Source organism: Streptomyces sp. 1-11 (assembly GCF_007176755.1).
GTDB lineage: Bacteria > Actinomycetota > Actinomycetes > Streptomycetales > Streptomycetaceae > Streptomyces.
The window spans coordinates 55,758-72,818 of the sequence record NZ_BJTV01000014.1 but is presented as its reverse complement, the minus strand read 5'-3'; the positions used below and the strand labels follow the sequence as shown (position 1 = coordinate 72,818).

Below are 17,061 nucleotides of genomic sequence, written 5' to 3'. Positions count from 1 at the left end.
TCTCACGTCCGTACGAGCGTCAGACGCACCGCTCCGATGAGACCAGTCCGACGAACCCCGCCCACGCCTCACGCGAGATTGTCAGTGTGGGCCCGGCAACGGCCTTGGAGTCACGCACGCACACGACTGCCGGAGCAGCGGCGACCTCTACGCACTGCCCACCTTCGGCTCCGCTGTAGCTGCTCTTGAACCAGAGGAGACCAGTAGCGACGGTCGAGGACTCAGCGTTGTTCATAGCGATCCCAGTAACCCTTCGACGAACGCCATCGACTCTCGCGGAGTGAGAGCTTGTGATCGGATAATCCCATAGCGCGCAGCGGCGACAGCAGCGCGTGCAGGCTCCGTTTCGAGTGCGCTGGATCCCTGTGCTTCGGCGTACACGAACTGCTTGCCGTCCTGGCGGATGACGACGGTGAATGGTCCGTCCACGCCTGCGCTCTCCTCGCAACTCAGTGGCATGACTTGCAACTGAACGTTGCGCTCTTGCCCGATGAGGAGAAGATGTTCCAATTGCCCCCGCTGTACGTCCGTTCCTCCGTAGCGACGCCGTAGCACCGATTCGTCCATCACGAAGCTCAGCAACGGTGCGGGCTCCCTGCCAAGAATGTCCTGCCGGGCCAGTCGCGCGGTCACGCGTTGCTCGATGGTGTCCTGCTTGAGGGGTGGGCGTCGCATGGTGAGCAGCGCCCGCATGTATTCCTGAGTCTGAAGCAGGCCGTTGACCACAAGGGTGTCAAAGGCAAGCAGCTCCATGGCCTCCTTCTCCAGCACCGCCATCCCCTGGAAGAACACCGGATACTGAGCCCGCTCCACCTGGTCCTTCCACAGGCACAGCAACCCGCCCGCCCCCAGCACCTCATCGGCCCGCTCGATCGTCCGGGGTGACGGGATCCTCCGCCCCTGCTCGAACGCCGCGACCGTGGACGCCGAGTAGCCGAGCCGTCTCCCGAACTCCTCGCGCTCCAGGCCCTCCCGCAGCCGTAGCGTCTTCAGGGTCTGCCCGAACGCGACCACGACCCCGCGCCCGGCCTCGTCCTCCGGGCGCCGCCCGGCCGCGTCGTCGTTGTCCCAGCCGTCCCCGAGACTCACGACCGGCCCGGTCCCCGCGTCCTCGCGCTCCGCCATGTCCGCCATCACCGCCTCCTCGACCCAACGCCCCCGCAAGGAACGCCGTTACGGCGCACAGCGCCTACGCCCCCCGACACCGCGCGTACAGTCGCGCTCTGTCACTGCGTCACCGCTGGTCACGCTACGCGACCGACGGCACCGTGATCGGCATGACGGCAAAACCCATCAATCGCACCGCCACCACCCAACCCACCATCCCGCACGCCCTGTTAAGCCCCGGCGCCCCCGGCACCTCGCCCCCGGAGCACACCTTCGAGATGCGCTTCACCTCCACACCCCGTGGAGCCCGCCTCGCCCGCCGCCTGGCCGCCGTCCGCCTGGATGGGTGGGGGATCCCGTACGGCACCGACGCGCACGACGCGGTCGTACTGATCGTCGCTGAGCTCACCGCGAACGCCGTGCGGCACGGACACGTCCCTGGCCGGGACTTCCACCTGCGCCTCCACGCCCCGCCCCACGACCGCGTCCTGCGTGTCGAGGTCACCGACACCCGCGGCGAACGCCTTCCCCGTCGCCCCGCCGTTCCGCAGGGCGCAGCCGACACCGAGGAAGAGGCCGGCCGGGGACTGCTTCTCGTATCGCAGCTCGCCGCCCGCTGGGACTGGCACCCGCGCCCGGACGGTCCGGGCAAGACCGTCTGGGCGGAGTACGTATTCCCGGCATCACAGAGTCAACGGCACTGCTAACACGGGTTATCGACCGCTCCATACGTAAGCAGCCCAGTCCGCTCCTACGGTTCCATCCGTCGACAGGTACCGGCGGCCCCACCGCCCCCGGCCTGTCGGTGCTCGCCCCTTCCGCACCAGTACGGAAACCACGGGAGACACCACATGGACGCGATGGAACCGGACCCGACCCACGCCCTGCCGCTGCCCGACCTCGTCGAGGCCCGGCTGGCCGCCGACACGAAGCTCAGCGTGGCCGCGAAGGCCCTCGTCCGCGAGGCGCTCGGCGGCTCCGAGGGCGCCGAGAGCCCTGCCGGTACCGCCGCCGGCCCCGTCTACCTGGGGAAGGTCACGGTCACCGGCTTCCGCGGTGTCGGATCCCAGGCGCGGCTGAACCTGCGGCCGAAGCCGGGGGTCACCCTCGTCGTCGGGCGCAACGGGTCCGGCAAGTCGAGCTTCGCCGAGGCGATCGAGACCCTGTTCACCGGGACCAATGCCCACTGCGCCGGAGGACACCCGAGCCACGCGGTCCGCTGGCGCAACCTGCACCACGGTGAGACGACCGCCGTCGAGGCCAAGCTGGCCGTAGAGGGCGATCCGTCGCCGAGCACTCTCACCCGTACCTGGACCGGTGACGCCTTCACCGACTCCCGGGCCGTGCTGAAGCGGCCGGGACAGGGCGTCGTACCGCTGGAACAGTCCGGCTGGGAGCAGGCGATGCGCGCCCACCGTCCGTTCCTGTCGTACGCCGACCTCGGCAACATGATCAACGGCAAGCCGGCCGAGATGTACGACAACGTCGCCGCGATCCTCGGACTCGACCACCTCAACGCCGCCGCCCGGCGGCTGGCGGCCGTCAAGAAGGAACTCGAGGACGTCCAGAAGGCCGAGAAGGAGAAGAAGCCGCTCCTGCACGCGGCCCTGGAGAACGCCGGGCACGACGACCGGGCGCTCAGGGCCCTGATGGCGATGGACGAGAAGGGCGGCCCCGACTACGCCGTACTCGACGCCCTGATCAGCGGCGTACCCACGGCCGACGAAGGCCGGTTGCGCGAGGCGCGGCTGGAGGCCGACGCCCAGGGCCCCGACCTCGACCGGATCGGCGCCGCCGTCGACACGCTGCGGCGTGCCATGGCCGACGCCGAGGACCTCAAGGGGTCCGCGGCCGCCGATGCCCACAGCAGGGCAGGGCTGCTCCAGGCGGCCCTGCGGCACAGCGACCGTCACGCCGACGAGACGGCCTGCCCGGTCTGCGGCACGGAGCAGGTCCTGGACCGGGAGTGGTCCAGGCGCGCCGAGGCGGAGGTCGCCGCCCTCCTGCAGGAGGCCGAGGCCGTGCGCAAGGCGGAGGCCGGAGTGCGGGACGGGATGCGCGCACTGCATGATCTGGTGCATGTGCCGCGGGAGTTCCCGGCCGCGCTCACCGGCCCGTGGCGGGAGTGGGGCGAGTGCCGGCGGATCACGGAACCCGCCGAGCTCGCCGAGCGGGCGCTGCGGGCGGCGGTGACGCTGGCGGACGCATGCGACGTCGTGGCCCGGGCGGCGGGCGCGGAACTGGCGGCGCTGGACGAACGCTGGCGTGAGGTGGTCGGCCTGCTGGCCGAGTGGACGACGCTCCACCGCGAGGTCGTTGCCGCCAAGCCGCGCAAGACGGCCGCCAACGCCGCCCACACCTGGATCAAGAACCTCACGACCGAGATCCGCGACCTGAGACTGAACGCCTTCGCCGGGCACACGCAGCGGATCTGGGAGAAGCTGCGCCAGCAGAGCAGCGTCGACCTCAAGCCCGTCGGCCTGCACGGCACCGAGCGGGCTACGGTACGCAAGCTGATCCTGGACGTCACCGTCGACGACACCAAGGCCCCGGCGCTGGGCGTCATGAGCCAGGGCGAACTGCACTCGCTCGCCCTCTCCCTGTTCCTGCCGCGCGCCGCCACCGCCGACAGCCCCTTCGGCTTCGTCGTCATCGACGACCCGGTGCAGTCCATGGACCCGGCGAAGGTCGACGGACTGGCCCAGGTGCTCGACGAACTCGGCCGCGACCGGCAGGTCGTCGTCTTCACCCACGACACCCGCCTCCCGCACGCCTTCCGCAGCCAGGGCCTGCCGGTGACCGTGCTGAAGGTGGAGCGGGGCGAGCGGTCCAGGGTGAAGGTCACGGACGACACGGATCCGGTGCGGGAGGCCGTCTCCGACGCCATGGCGCTCGCCAAGACGGGTGACTGCCCCGAGGCGGCGCTGCGCAACGTCCTGCCGTCGCTGTGCCGGGAGGCGCTGGCGCAGGCGTTCGTCGAAGTGGCCTGGGTCAGCCGTCGGCGGGCCGGTGAGCCTGCCGAGGAGATCCAGGAAGCCGTCGACAGGACCGATCGGCTCCTCGGGCTCGCGGCCCTCGCTCTCTTCCCCGAGGCCGCCTCGGACGACGCCGACGGCCTCACCCTCGCGTCCGTCACCGATGACGAGGTCAGGGCGCGCCTCGGCGCCCTGTACGGCCAGGAGAGCGTGGCCCTGATCCGGCAGTGCCAGCGGGGTGCACATCCCAGCGGGCTCCCCCTGACGGATCGGGTCGGCTTCGTCCGCAGGATCGAGGCCCTCACGGAGAAGATCCGTAAGCCGGGGGTGACCAAGTGACGACCGCTCCCGAGACCGGCGCCCCGGCGATCGCCGGGCTCCTCGCTACCGCTGAGGCCCTTCTCAGCGAAGGCCTGGGCGGTCCCCTGACCCAGGCGGGCCGCGCCCGTGGCGCCGCTTACGCCCTGCGGATCGCCCTGGAAGCGGCCGTCGACGCGACCCTGCTGTCCAAGGAAGCCGGATTCTGCGGAGTCCGCAGCATGCGGGCCAAGCTGCTCTGTCTCCGCCATTACGTCGGCCTTGATCTGGCCCACCGCGTCACCGCCTTCTGGAGCCGGCTCAGCGCGGGCTGCAAGTACCAGCACGACGAGATCGGCCCGAGCCACTCCCAGGTGCGCGTCTGGCAGGCGGCCGTCGCAGCACTCGTCACAGAACTCGCTGCACCCGGGGTCACCCTGACTCTTCCCCAGCAGAAGGGCGTACGGCGGGCGCCGCTCGCCGAGACGCCGGCGAAGGCCGTCGTCACCCTCCATGCGGTGACGACGAGAACAGAGACTGTGCCTCCGGCAACTGACAAGACGTGATAATTCTGTGAAGGGGACCGGACGCCATGCGTCCGGTGCGGCCGGAGGGCCGTGAGGGAGGGGAAGTACATGGGAGTGCCCGCGCGCAGGGAAGTCATCGCCGCTGAGCAGAAGAAGGTGGATTTCGCCTACGAATGCTACGAGGCCCGGCTGGCGCAGATGACCGGCGACTTCGTGGCCAAGGCGTCCGCCAGCGGTAAGGACAGTGTCACCAACCGGATCAAGGCCGAGGAGCAGGCGGCCGCCTACGGCGGATTGGGGGGCGAGAGTCTGGTCATCGGCCGCGTCGACGTCGGAGCTCCCCACCAGGAGGTCGAAACCTGGTACGTCGGGCGCCGAGGCGTCTCGGACAGCGAGAGCAACCGGGTGGTCGTGGAGTGGACCAACCAGCTCGCCCGGACGTGGTTCGACGCATCGCCGGAGTCACCAGGAGAAGTGGTGCTGCGGCGGCGGTTGATCTGCTCGCAGCGTGTCGTCGACGATTACACCGATGACATCGCGTCGGCGGTTCCCGCACCGGCGACGCAGGTTCCGGACAGCCCGGTGACCGTACCGGGCACCGCGGCGGAGGCGTCCGAGGAGACCGACACGGCCGTTCGCCGGCCGGCCGTCCGGAGCGGGGCGGCCCGTGAGGGCGAGAAGTCCGCTCCGGACACCCCCGGCCGCCCGGGCCCCACCCCCGGCGACATCGCCCGCATCCAGCGGCGCAAGCCTCAGCAGCCGGACGACCTCCTGCTACGTGACCTGCAGCGTTCACGAAGCGGCCGCATGCGCGACATCGTCGAGACGATCCGGCGCGACCAGATGGCACTCGTCACCGAGGCGCCCTCCGAGATCCTCGTCGTACAGGGTGGTCCGGGAACGGGTAAGTCCGCGGTCGGTCTGCACCGCGTGACGTGGCTGGTGAACAACGACCACTTCAAGGCGCGGGACATCCTGGTCATCGGCCCGCACCAGCGGTTCCTCGAATACGTCGGCCAGGTTCTGCCCACCCTCGGCACCCGGGACGTCAACGCCGTGCAGCTGTCCCGCCTGTGGGACGGCGACATCCGGGGCACCGACAGTGCGCGTACCCGGCTGGTGAAGTCCGACGAGCGCATGGGCGCCCTGCTGCGGCGACGTGTCGAGAAGGAGTACCGCCCGGCGGCTCTCGACGACCTCACCACGCCACCCTCCTTCGAGGGCGACGAGCCCGCGTTCGTCGTCACCGCTGCCGGCACGACCCTGCGCGTAGTCCGCTCGGAGATCCTCGCCGCTCTGGAGGAGGTGCGGCAGGGGGGAGGGTCCTACCGCGAACGGCGCGACCGGTTCCGCGGACTCGTCGTCGACCTGCTGCTGCGCGAACTCGTCGCCGTCGCGCCACGGCGTAGCCGCGACCAGACGATCCGTCGTGAACTGGAGCGCAACCGGCGCGTGGAGCGCCTCATAGAACGCGTCTGGCCGTCGCCCGGCCCGGCCGAGGCCCTGCGCACCCTCTACGACTCGCCCCAGCTGCTGCGAGCCTGCGCCGAGGGCATCCTGGAGGACATCGAGCAGTATGTCCTGCAACGCCCGCGCGCGACCAGGGCGGACGAGGAGCCGTGGACGCTCGACGACCGCGTCTGCCTCGAAGAGCTCCGGTACCTCATCACGGGTGAGACCCCACGTCATTACGGACACGTCATCATCGACGAGGCCCAGGACCTGACCCCGATGCAGGCCCGGTCCCTGCGGCGCCGCCTCGCGGCCGGCGGTTCCATGACGGTGCTCGGCGACCTCGCTCAGGCCACCGGCCCCCACGCCTACACCGACTGGGACCGCCTCGGCACACTTCTCTCCGACCACGGAGACTGCCGGCTGGCCGAACTGAACACGAGCTACCGCGTCCCCGCCGAGATCATGCGATTCGCCGCGCCGCTGGCTCGCGCCGTCGCACCCACGCTGCCGTATCCGGAGGCGGTCCGTGCGGCCGGGGAAGACGCCGTGCGACTGGTCGAAACCGAACCGGGCTCACTCGTCGCGGAGACCATCGCCCGTATCCACCACCTGACCGGCACCACCGACGGCCAGAACCTCATGCGTTCGGTGGCGGTCATCGTCCCCGACGACTACGAGGCCACCGCTGAGATCGACCGCCGGCTGGACGAAGCCGACGGCCTCGCGGCCGAGGAGCGCCAGGCCATCACCATGCTTCCGGCCTCGCAGGCCAAGGGCCTGGAATTCGACCACGTCCTCGTTGTCGAACCGTCCGCCATAGCGGGCCACGAACCAGCCGGTCTGCGCCTGCTCTACATCTCCCTGACCCGAAGCACCCAGAGCCTCACGATCATGCACTCCACTCCTCTTCCAGCGGTGCTGACCGGTGCCGACGACCACCCCGAGCCGTCCACGACCCCGGCCTCCGAGGCCGGAGAAGCGGCCGGCACCCTCGATATCGGGGCGGAGCTCCGGGTGCGGGTGGTCTCGATCAGCGGAGGCCGGTACAAGGCCGAGGCCCTTCAGGGGCCCGTCGGACGCCCGCTCTACGTGGCCGTACGCAAGGACGCCGTGGCGCCGGCCATCGGAACCGAACTGGACGTCTGGGTGATGCGCCAGACGGCGAACGCCACCTTCGTCACAGCCGATGACTCCGGCCGCCAGCCCATCTCCCCGACCATGCTGAAGCGCTATGTAGACGCTCTCGGTGTTGTGGAGGAGCTGACCCGAGCCGAGGCCCCGGAGAACGCCCGTGCCCGGGTCTCGGAGCTCAAGGGCATGGCAACGCGCTGCATGAAACTCGACCAGCACGACTGGCTGGACGTGTGGCGCGTTCTCGGCTCTCCCGACAAGGCGAGTCTCAGCCGCCTGCAGAACCTCGCCGTGAGCACCAACCACGCCCTGAAGGCGGGGACGTTCGACCCGACCCTGTTCCAGGCCGAGCTGGCGAGCAGCGGATGGGCCGACGCCCTGACGACCGCGCGGAAGGCCCTGGAGGAACGCGTGGCCGTCGTGGAAGCCGAAGTGGCTCTGCCGGCAGTCACCGAGGGCGAGCCCCAGACCGTCATCACCCAGACCGCAGAGTCCGAAGAAAAGGAGCCCGGTTCCATGGCCACCGTCGCGCAGAGCCCCCAGCAGGCCGGGGACCTGCTCCGCCACCTGGAAGAGACCGTCGCCGCCGACCGGAAGTGCAAGACGCATGAAGCAGTGCGTCTCGAACTGATGGCGGCTCTGCTGCGCGCCGACCTGCAGCCGGAGAGTTCTGCGGTCGTGGACGTGAGCTGCCGGGCCGAGCAGGGGCTTGCGCACTACGAAGTCCTCGGCGCCGGCCAGTCGTCCCACGCCGACCTGCGTGCGGGAGCAGCCCGGCTCCTGGAGATCGAGCACGCCGTGTCGGACAAGGGTGACCGCCGCTACCTCGTGCTGTCCGAGCCGCCGGCTGAGGCCTGGTCCGCGCAAGCCATCCGCGACGTGTTCACCGTCGATGTCATCTGGCGCACTCCGGCCGGCTGGGACGGCAACGAGGCGAAGGCGGCCCTGGGCGGAGAGTAGGAACCCCGGACGGCGTTCACCGAACCCCCTCGACCACCGAGAACACCGCCCCCTCCGGGTCCGCCACCGTGGCGACCCGGCCGTGCGGGGTGTCGTGGGGTGCGGTGAGGACGCGGCCGCCGAGTTCGGTGACCTGAAGCAGCGTCTCCCCGGTGTCGGCGACCTGGAAGTACGTCAGCCAGTGGGCGCCGCGGTCGCCGGGCAGGGCGTGGCCCAGGCCGCTCAGGCCGGCCACCGGACAGCCGCCGGCGCGCAGGGTGACGTGGTCGCGGCCGGCGGAGACCTCCGGTTCCTCCTCGTAGCCGAAGACCGTCTCGTAGAACTTCGCGACGACGGAAGTCTCGTAGGTGAGCAGCTCGTTCCAGACGGGGGTGCCCGGGACGCCGCCGATCGACGTGCCGAGGTGGGCCGCGCCCAGCCAGATGCCGAACACCGCCCCCGAGGGGTCGGCGGCGATGGCCAGCCGCCCGGCCTCGGCCGCGTCCAGCGGGCCCACGGCCACCGTGCCGCCGCACAGCCGGACCTGGTCGGCCGTTGCGTCCACGTCCCTGGAGGCGAAGTACGGCGTCCAGGCGACCGGCAGCCGGCGGTCCGGCGGCAGGTGGCCGACGCCGGCCACCTGGCGGCCGTCGAGCAGCGCCCGTACGTAGGGCCCGAGCTGCTGCGGACCGGGCCGGAACTCCCAGCCGAACAGGGCCCCGTAGAACCTCTCGGTCGCGGCCGGTTCGCGCACCATCAGGCTCACCCAGCAGGGTGTCCCGGGCGCACGCCGTTCGTGCGGGCCGGCCGGCTCCCGTGCCTCGGTCATCCGTCACTCTCTCCCCGGCCCTCACGGGGGCCGTGTCGCTTCCGCTCGCCGGAAGGGGTGTGCCGTCGGCGCGCGGGCACCCGCGCCGGGGCCCGCGTCCTTCGGGGTGCCGCGCGCCGGACCGCGCCGGCCGCCCGGGGCACCGGGAAGGATGCCTGCTCCGCCGTCTCCCGCCGCTGCCTCACGATGGCCGGCGAGTGTCCGACAGTTGTACAGCGTGTGCCCGATCCCGTACGCCGGGTGATCGGACCTGCGTGGCGGGAGAGTAGCCGTACCTGGACGCCGCGGCCACCCCTGACGTAAGGATGACGCCATGACAGCCATCATCAGTGCCACCGAACTGGCCCACGAGATCGACGGGGACACCCCGCCCGTCCTGCTGGACGTGCGCTGGCGGCTCAGCCTCGCGAAGGCGGCGGGCGAACCGGAGTTCGACGGGCGGGCCGAGTACACGGCCGGGCACATCCCCGGCGCGGTCTTCGTCGACCTGGACCGGGAACTGGCCTCGGCCCCCGGTGAGCGCGGCCGCCATCCGCTGCCGGACCTGGCCGAGTTCGGCGCGGCCATGCGCCGCGCGGGCGTGTCGGCCGGCCGCCCGGTCGTCGTCTACGACGGCGGGGTGGGCTGGGCCGCCGCGCGCGCGTGGTGGCTGCTGCGCTGGACGGGTCACCCGGACGTGCGGTGCCTCGACGGCGGGTTGCCGGCCTGGCAGGGCCCGCTGTCCACCGAGACGCCCGCTCCGGCCGAGGGCGACTTCCGGCCCGCGCCGGATCCGGCCGGGCTGCTGGACGCGGACCAGGCGGCCGCGCTGGCCGGCTCGGGCGTGCTGCTGGACGCGCGCGCGGGGGAGCGGTATCGCGGTGAGGTGGAGCCCATCGACCGGGTCGGCGGGCACATCCCGGGCGCCGTGTCGGCCCCGACGACGGAGAACGTGGGGCCGGACGGCCGGTTCCTGCCCGCCGCCGACCTGCGGGACCGCTTCAAGGCCCTGGGCGTCTCCACGGACGTCCCGGTGGGCGTCTACTGCGGCTCGGGCGTGTCGGCCGCCCAGGAGGTGCTGGCGCTCGCGGTCGCGGGCATTCCGGCGGCCCTGTACGTCGGTTCCTGGTCGGAGTGGTCCTCGGACCCGTCCCGTCCGGTGGCGGTGGGCCCGGACCCGCGGTAGGCGCAGACGGCCGGAATGGGTGGCACGCGCGCGTGCCACCCATTCATCGCACGGTCGTACGAGGGCTCACAGGGCCGTACGGCAGGTTCACTCCTGCTTCTTGCGCCGGGTGCCGAACACGATCTCGTCCCAGCTCGGTACCGCCGCGCGCCGGCCGGGGCGGACGCCGTCGGCCTCGGCCTGGCGGTCGGTGGAGCCGATGAGCCGGTCCCGGTGGCTGCCCACCGAGCGCGGCATGAGGACGTCCGCGTAGGCGGACCCGGCCGACGCCGCGGGCGCCGGGGGCTCCTCCTCCTCGATGTCCTCGGGCGGCTCCTCCGAGACCTCCACCGGCCGTTCCGGGACCACCAGGTCGCCCCGGAAGCTCGGCACCGCCTCCAGCAGGCTGGTCAGCGAGTCGCGTTCGCCGGTGCTCTCCTCGGCGGGCTCGGACGCCTGCGCGGGCAGGCTCGGCCGCTCCCTGTCGGTGCGCTCCAGGGCACGGTCCATGCCCCGGTCGCGCGGCAGCCGGGCGATGCGCGGCACGAACGGGAAGCTCGGCTCCGGCACCGCGAGGTCGTCGGACTCGCCGATCAGCGAGCGCGCCTCCTCGTCGACGGCCTGGACGAGCCGCCGGGGCGGGTCGTACGTCCAGCTCGCCGAGTGCGGTTCGCCCGCGACCCGGTAGACGAGCAGGACCTCCCAGGTGCCGTCGTCGCGGCGCCAGGAGTCCCACTGCACGGTGTCCTTGTCGGCGCCGCGCAGCAGCAGCCGTTCCTGGACGGCCTCGCCGAGCAGCGGACCGGAGTTCTCGCCCGGCCTGCGCACCGGTGTCTTGCGGGCGCGCTCGGCCATGAAGGCGCGCTCGGCCAGCACCGGTCCCTCGAAGCGCCGGACCCGGTCGACCGGGATGCCGGCGAGCTGGGCGACCTCTTCGGCGGTGGCGCCGGCCCGTATACGGGCCTGGATGTCACGGGGGCGGAGATGGCTCTCCACCTCGATCTCGATCTGGCCGAGACGGGGGCGGTCGCCGCGGACGGCGGCGCGCAGCCGCTCGTCGATCGGAAGTGTGTACTCCGTCGCGTCGGCAGCCTTGAGCACCAGCCGTGTGCCGTCATTGGAGACGGCCACGACACGCAGTTCGGGCATGGGGACCTCCCGGGTGGTGCCTGCCGACGTCACGTGCGTCGCTGCTTCCGCTAGTCGAGTGTGGCCTGCCCGGGTGCAGCCTGCCACAACCTTGCCGAGTTGCCCGGCGTGTCGGGCGCGGGCCCTGGACCGCCGTTATGGCACGGTTACCTGTTCGCAACGCTAAGTGACCAAATCCGTCACCCTGTGCAACTAGCCCCCTCCCGGCGGTCCTGCAAGGTCACGGACAGCCTGGTGGGAGACCGGACCCAGGGATCGCAACAGTACTCCATTTGGGCCATGTGCGTGGATGGGCGCGCCGCCCAACTTCTCGCAAGGAGTGCGACTTGGCCCCTCAGAACCGGGCCGCGGCGATCTTGGAGGTGGCGAACCTCACTTAGTCACTGGAAACGGAACTAATCGCTACGCTCCCAGAACCCTCCGCAAGTAGTCGTTCTGGAACAGGCGTTCCGGGTCGAGCCGGTCGCGTAGCGCCGTGAACTCGGTGAACCGCGGATACACCCTGGAGAAGTACTCCGCGTCCCGCGTGTGCACTTTCCCCCAGTGCGGCCGGCCCTCGTGCGCGGTGAAGACGCGCTCGGCGGCGGTGAAGTAGGCCTGGTACGGCGTGCCCCGGAACATGTGCACGGCGATGTACGCGCTGTCCCGGCCGGAGGCGGTGGACAGGGTGATGTCGTCGGCCGGGGCGGTGCGCACCTCGACCGGGAAGCTGACGCGCAGCCCGGAGCGGTCGACCATGGCCTTCAGCTCGCGCAGCGTGTCCACCAGGGCCGCGCGCGGGACGGCGTACTCCATCTCCACGAAGCGCACCCGGCGCGGCGAGGTGAAGACCTTGTACGGGATGTCCGTGTAAGTCCGCGCGGACAGCGCCCTGCTGGAGATCCGGGCGATCGCGGGGACGGTCGCCGGGGCCGCGCGGCCGGCCCACTGGGCCACCTGGAAGACGCCGTTGGAGAGGAACTCGTCCTCGAACCAGCCGGCGAGCCGCCCCACCGGCTGCTCCGGGCCCGCGCTGCGGTTGTTGCGCTTGGTGTTCGTGTTGCCGGTGTGCGGGAACCAGTAGAACTCGAAGTGCTCGTTCTCCGCCCACAGTTCGTCGAACTCGGCGACGACCCGGTCGAAGGGCATCGGTTCCTCGCGCGCGGTGAGCAGGAACAGGGGCTCCACGGCGAAGGTGATCGCCGTGACGACGCCCAGGGCGCCGAGGCCGATCCGGGCGGCCGCGAAGACCGCGGGGTTCTCCTCCGCGGAGCAGGTGAGCACCGAGCCGTCGGCCGTCACCAGTTCAAGGCCCTTGATCTGGGCGGCTATCGAGGCCGACTCGCGGCCCGTACCGTGGGTGCCGGTGCTGGTGGCGCCCGAGACCGTCTGCTCCATGATGTCGCCCATGTTGGTGAGCGACAGCCCCTCGCGCGCCAGGGCCGCGTTGAGCCTCTTGAGCGGGGTGCCGGCCTCGACCGTGACGGTCATGGCCTCCCGGTCGATGGCGCGTATGCCGGTCAGCAGCCGCGGACGGATCAGCACGCCGTCCGTTGCGGCTATGGACGTGAAGGAGTGCCCGGTGCCGACCGCCTTCACCTTCAGGCCGTCCTCGGCCGCCCGGCGCACCGCCGCTGCCAGTTCCTCCACCGAGGCCGGCGCCACCTCGCGCGCGGGACGGGCGGAGACGTTGCCGCCCCAGTTACGCCAGGTTGCGTTCCTCGCGCTCGACATGGTGCTCAACGACGCCTCCCCGACCGACGGCCGGCCTGCGCAGCCGGCGGTACCCGAGGAAACCGACCGCGACCGCGACGGCCCCGGACACGGCCGGAACCCCGTACCCGGCGCGCGCCCCGGCTGCGTCGATCACCCAGCCGGCCACGGAGGAGCCGAGCGCGACGCCGACCGCAAGGCCGGTGCTCACCCAGGTCATGCCCTCGGTGAGCTGCGCGCGAGGTACGTGCTCTTCGATGAGGGACATCGTCGTGATCATCGTCGGCGCGATGGCCAGTCCCGCAACGAACAGCGCCACGGCCAGAAGCGGCAGGTTTCCGACCAGTAGGAGGGGGATCATACTCACGGCCATGGCCGACACGCCCAGGAGCCAGCGGCGTTCCGGCGCTCCGGCGAACCGCATCAGCCCGAACACGACCCCGGCCGCGCAGGATCCGGCCGCGTACAGCGCGAGGACGAGGCTCGCCGCGGCCTTGTGGCCGCGTTCGTCGGCGAAGGCGACGGTGACCACGTCGACCGCCCCGAAGATCGTGCCGGTGGCCGCGAAGGTGGCCACCAGCACCTGGAGGCCGGGCGAGCGCAGCGCGCTGCCGCCGCCGTGCTTCTCGCGCGGGTGCGGCTGCGGCTCGGTGGCGCGCTGCGAGGTCAGCCAGAAGACGCCGGCGGCCAGGAAGCACGCGGCCAGCAGGGGCCCCGCCTCCGGGAACCAGGCGGTGGACAGGCCGATGGAGATGATCGGCCCGAAGATGAAGCAGACCTCGTCGACCACCGACTCGAACGAGTAGGCGGTGTGCAACTGCGGCGTCCCCCGGTACAGGGCCGCCCAGCGGGCCCGGATCATCGCGCCCAGGCTCGGCACCGAGCCGATCCCGGCCGCGCAGACGAACAGCGTCCAGTCCGGCCCGCCGAGGTAGGCGGCGAGCAGCAGCCCGGCGGCCGCCGTGAGCGCGACCAGGGTCGCCGGGCGCAGCACCCGGCGCTGCCCGTGCCGGTCCACCAGCCGGGATATCCGGGGCCCGATCGCGGCCGCGGACAGCGCGATGGTCGCGGACAGCGCGCCGGCCAGGCCGTAGCGCCCGGTGAGCTGGGAGACCATCGTGACCACGCCGATGCCCATCATCGACAGCGGCATACGGCCGAGGAAGCCCGCGGCGGAGAAGGCCTTGGTGCCTGGCTCGGCGAACAGGGCGCGGTAGGGGCTTGGCACGTGGACTCCGGGGCGGCTCGTAAGGCGCGAATGCGATCGGTACAGCTTACGAGTTAGGCAGCCCTAAGTGCACCCCCGAAAACGGTCGGGTGCGCCACCGCGGGCACAACCGGGCAACAGCACCGCAAGCATCCCGAACGCGACTCATCCCCCCGCCGTCCACCGGCTGTCGGCGCCGGGTGGCAGGATCGAGTCATGCCAGACGCGCTCGATCCCACCCCGTACGACGCCCTGCTCCTGCTCTCCTTCGGCGGCCCCGAAGGCCCCGACGACGTGGTCCCGTTCCTGGAGAACGTCACGCGCGGGCGCGGCATCCCCAAGGAACGCCTCAAGGAGGTCGGACAGCACTACTTCCTGTTCGGCGGGGTCAGCCCGATCAACGACCAGAACCGGGACCTGCTCAAGGCCCTGCGCGCGGACTTCGCCGAGCACGGCCTCGACCTGCCGGTCTACTGGGGCAACCGCAACTGGGCGCCGTACCTCACCGACACCCTGCGGGAGATGGCCGCCGACGGCCGCCGCCGCGTCCTGGTGCTCGCCACCAGCGCCTACGCCTCGTACTCGGGCTGCCGCCAGTACCGGGAGAACCTCGCCGACGCGCTGGCCGCCCTCCAGGAGGAGGGGGTGCGGGTGCCGCGGGTCGACAAGCTGCGGCACTACTTCAACCACCCCGGCTTCGTCGAGCCCATGATCGACGGCGTGCTGCGCTCCCTCGCCGACCTTCCCGACGACGTGCGCGACGGCGCCCACATCGCCTTCACCACCCACTCCATCCCCACCTCCGCGGCCGACACCTCCGGCCCGGAAGAGGCCCACGGGGACGGCGGGGCGTACGTCGCGCAGCACCTGGACGTGGCCCGGCTGATCGCCGACGCGGTCCGCGAGCGCACCGGCGTCGAGCACCCCTGGCGGCTCGTCTACCAGTCCCGCTCCGGCGCCCCGCACATCCCCTGGCTGGAGCCGGACATCTGCGACCACCTCGAGGAGCGGCACGCCGCCGGCGTCCCCGCCGTCGTCATGGCGCCCATCGGCTTCGTCTCCGACCACATGGAGGTCCTCTACGACCTCGACACCGAGGCCACGGCCAAGGCCGGCGAACTGGGCCTGCCGGTGCGCCGCTCGGCCACCGTGGGCGCCGATCCGCGGTTCGCGGCGGCCGTCCGCGAGCTGGTCCTGGAGCGGGCCGCGGCTGAACGCGGGCAGGACGTCACCAGGTGCGCCCTGGGCGCGCTCGGCCCGAGCCACGACCTGTGCCCCGTCGGCTGCTGCCCGGCCCGTGCGCCCCGGCCGGCCGCCGCCGGCGCCGACAGCCCCTTCGCCTGAGGAGACCCGTGACCGACCCCCTCCACCGGGAACTGCTGGAACTGGCCCGTGAGGCCGCCCGCCGGGCCGGCGAGCTGCTGCGCGACGGCCGTCCCGCCGACCTGGCGGTGGCCAGGACCAAGTCGAGCCCGATCGACGTCGTCACCGAGATGGACATCGCGGCCGAGAAACTGATCACCGACCTGATCTCCGGGCGCCGGCCCGCGGACGGCTTCCTCGGCGAGGAGGGCGCCTCCGTCCAGGGCACCAGCGGCGTCCGCTGGGTGATCGACCCCCTCGACGGCACGGTCAACTACCTCTACGGGCTGCCCACCTGGGCCGTGTCCGTCGCCGCCGAACAGGACGGCGAGACCGTCGTCGGCGTGGTCGCGGCGCCGATGCGCGGCGAGACGTACCACGCGGTCCGCGGCGGCGGGGCGTGGGCGACGGGCGCGTGGGAGGGCGAGCGGGCGCTGTCCTGCCGTCCCGCGCCCCCGCTGGACCAGGCACTGGTCTCCACCGGCTTCAACTACGTCGCCGGGGTCCGCGCCCACCAGGCCGAGGTGGCCGCCCGGCTCATCCCGCTGCTGCGGGACATCAGGCGCGGCGGCTCCGCCGCGGTCGACCTGTGCGACGTGGCCTGCGGCCGGCTGGACGGCTACTACGAGCGCGGCTTGCACGCCTGGGACGTGGCGGCGGGGGACCTGATCGCCCGGGAGGCGGGCGCCCTGACCGGTGGACGCCCCGGAGAGCGCCCCACGGGCGATCTGACGGTGGCGGGCACCCCGGGCGTCTTCGAGCCCCTCCAGCGGCTGCTGGAGGACTTCGGCGCCTGGCACGACTAGTCCGCGTCCGCGCGGGAAGGCGTGGGACGGGGCGCTGGACGAACGGGACCCCCGGCGCTGGATTCGCCGGGGGTCCCGTTCCTGCCGCGCGGGCTGGATCGGCCGCGTTACGCGCCGACCTCCACACCGTGCTCGGCGGCGAGGCGGCGCAGGTCGTCGAGTTCGGCCAGCTCCACCTCCACGAGGAAGTCGTCGCCCTCGTCACGAGCACGCGACAGGTCGGACTCGGTCGTCTTTATGCGCTGCAGAAGTCCTGCGGTGAATGCGTCCATGCTGCGCCCCCTCGTCCTGGGTCGTGGGTCGGGTGGCACGGGGGTGTGCCGTTCGGGAGGGAACGATCACGTCTGCCGCGGGTGCCCAGCGCAGCCCGGCCGGGCGGCGACGGTGCCGGACACCCACGACCACTCTGCGGAGGCGGATGGCGATGTACCGCATGGTGCT

Annotated in this window: 14 protein-coding genes; 7 read left to right on the top strand and 7 right to left on the bottom strand. The window is 71.9% G+C overall.

The genetic code is table 11. The features are described from left to right. Positions 1–19: 19 nt before the first annotated feature. Entirely contained in the window at positions 20–235 is a 216-nt protein-coding gene (locus tag TNCT1_RS26805) for a DUF397 domain-containing protein (protein ID WP_143636707.1), read from the bottom strand. After that, positions 232–1,125, bottom strand: a complete 894-nt coding sequence (locus TNCT1_RS26800) for a helix-turn-helix transcriptional regulator (protein ID WP_143637093.1) — start codon at positions 1,123–1,125, stop codon at positions 232–234. Before TNCT1_RS26800 ends, TNCT1_RS26805 begins: the two co-directional genes overlap by 4 nt. Positions 1,126–1,277: 152 nt before the next feature. Here TNCT1_RS26800 and TNCT1_RS26795 point away from each other — a divergent pair, with 152 nt between their 5' ends. The 4 genes from TNCT1_RS26795 to TNCT1_RS26780 all read left to right on the top strand — a co-directional run bounded on the left by TNCT1_RS26795 (position 1,278) and on the right by TNCT1_RS26780 (position 8,452). Further along, complete coding sequence (locus TNCT1_RS26795) at positions 1,278–1,814, top strand: ATP-binding protein (protein WP_174266467.1); 537 nt, start codon at positions 1,278–1,280, stop codon at positions 1,812–1,814. Between the two features lie 144 nt (positions 1,815–1,958). After that, a complete protein-coding gene (locus TNCT1_RS26790; RefSeq protein ID WP_143636705.1) occupies positions 1,959–4,421 on the top strand; it encodes an ATP-binding protein in 2,463 nt (820 codons plus the stop codon). Continuing rightward, the gene (locus TNCT1_RS26785; protein WP_143636703.1) at positions 4,418–4,945 is read left to right on the top strand and encodes a hypothetical protein; all 528 of its coding nucleotides are present in this window, start codon (positions 4,418–4,420) and stop codon (positions 4,943–4,945) included. Before TNCT1_RS26790 ends, TNCT1_RS26785 begins: the two co-directional genes overlap by 4 nt. Positions 4,946–5,014: 69 nt before the next feature. Next, on the top strand, positions 5,015–8,452 hold the full coding sequence (locus TNCT1_RS26780) for an AAA family ATPase (protein WP_143636701.1): 3,438 nt from the start codon (positions 5,015–5,017) through the stop codon (positions 8,450–8,452). Positions 8,453–8,468: 16 nt separating this feature from the next. Here TNCT1_RS26780 and TNCT1_RS26775 read toward each other — a convergent pair whose 3' ends face one another. Beyond that, positions 8,469–9,260 carry a VOC family protein gene (locus TNCT1_RS26775; RefSeq protein WP_143636699.1) on the bottom strand — a complete coding sequence of 264 codons (792 nt, stop codon included), beginning with the start codon at positions 9,258–9,260 and terminating at the stop codon, positions 8,469–8,471. A gap of 313 nt (positions 9,261–9,573) precedes the next feature. Here TNCT1_RS26775 and TNCT1_RS26770 point away from each other — a divergent pair, with 313 nt between their 5' ends. After that, complete coding sequence (locus tag TNCT1_RS26770) at positions 9,574–10,425, top strand: sulfurtransferase (RefSeq protein WP_143636697.1); 852 nt, start codon at positions 9,574–9,576, stop codon at positions 10,423–10,425. Positions 10,426–10,512: 87 nt separating this feature from the next. Here TNCT1_RS26770 and sepH read toward each other — a convergent pair whose 3' ends face one another. The 3 genes from sepH to TNCT1_RS26755 form a co-directional block, all read right to left on the bottom strand. Then, positions 10,513–11,553 (bottom strand): septation protein SepH, encoded by a 1,041-nt coding sequence (gene sepH, locus TNCT1_RS26765; RefSeq protein WP_143636695.1) that lies wholly within the window; start codon positions 11,551–11,553, stop codon positions 10,513–10,515. A 402-nt stretch (positions 11,554–11,955) separates the two neighbouring features. Further along, positions 11,956–13,266, bottom strand: a complete 1,311-nt coding sequence (locus TNCT1_RS26760) for a D-arabinono-1,4-lactone oxidase (protein ID WP_373920509.1) — start codon at positions 13,264–13,266, stop codon at positions 11,956–11,958. After that, on the bottom strand, positions 13,235–14,473 hold the full coding sequence (locus TNCT1_RS26755; protein ID WP_143636692.1) for an MFS transporter: 1,239 nt from the start codon (positions 14,471–14,473) through the stop codon (positions 13,235–13,237). Before TNCT1_RS26755 ends, TNCT1_RS26760 begins: the two co-directional genes overlap by 32 nt. Before the next feature lie 195 nt (positions 14,474–14,668). Between TNCT1_RS26755 and TNCT1_RS26750 the strand changes: the two genes are divergently transcribed. Further along, the gene (locus TNCT1_RS26750; RefSeq protein ID WP_143636689.1) at positions 14,669–15,796 is read left to right on the top strand and encodes a ferrochelatase; all 1,128 of its coding nucleotides are present in this window, start codon (positions 14,669–14,671) and stop codon (positions 15,794–15,796) included. Positions 15,797–15,804: 8 nt separating this feature from the next. Continuing rightward, positions 15,805–16,620, top strand: coding sequence for an inositol monophosphatase family protein (locus tag TNCT1_RS26745; RefSeq protein WP_143636687.1), 816 nt, complete (start codon positions 15,805–15,807; stop codon positions 16,618–16,620). 107 nt (positions 16,621–16,727) lie between these two features. Here TNCT1_RS26745 and TNCT1_RS35915 read toward each other — a convergent pair whose 3' ends face one another. Beyond that, a complete protein-coding gene (locus tag TNCT1_RS35915; RefSeq protein ID WP_174266466.1) occupies positions 16,728–16,892 on the bottom strand; it encodes a hypothetical protein in 165 nt (54 codons plus the stop codon). Positions 16,893–17,061 lie beyond the last annotated feature (169 nt).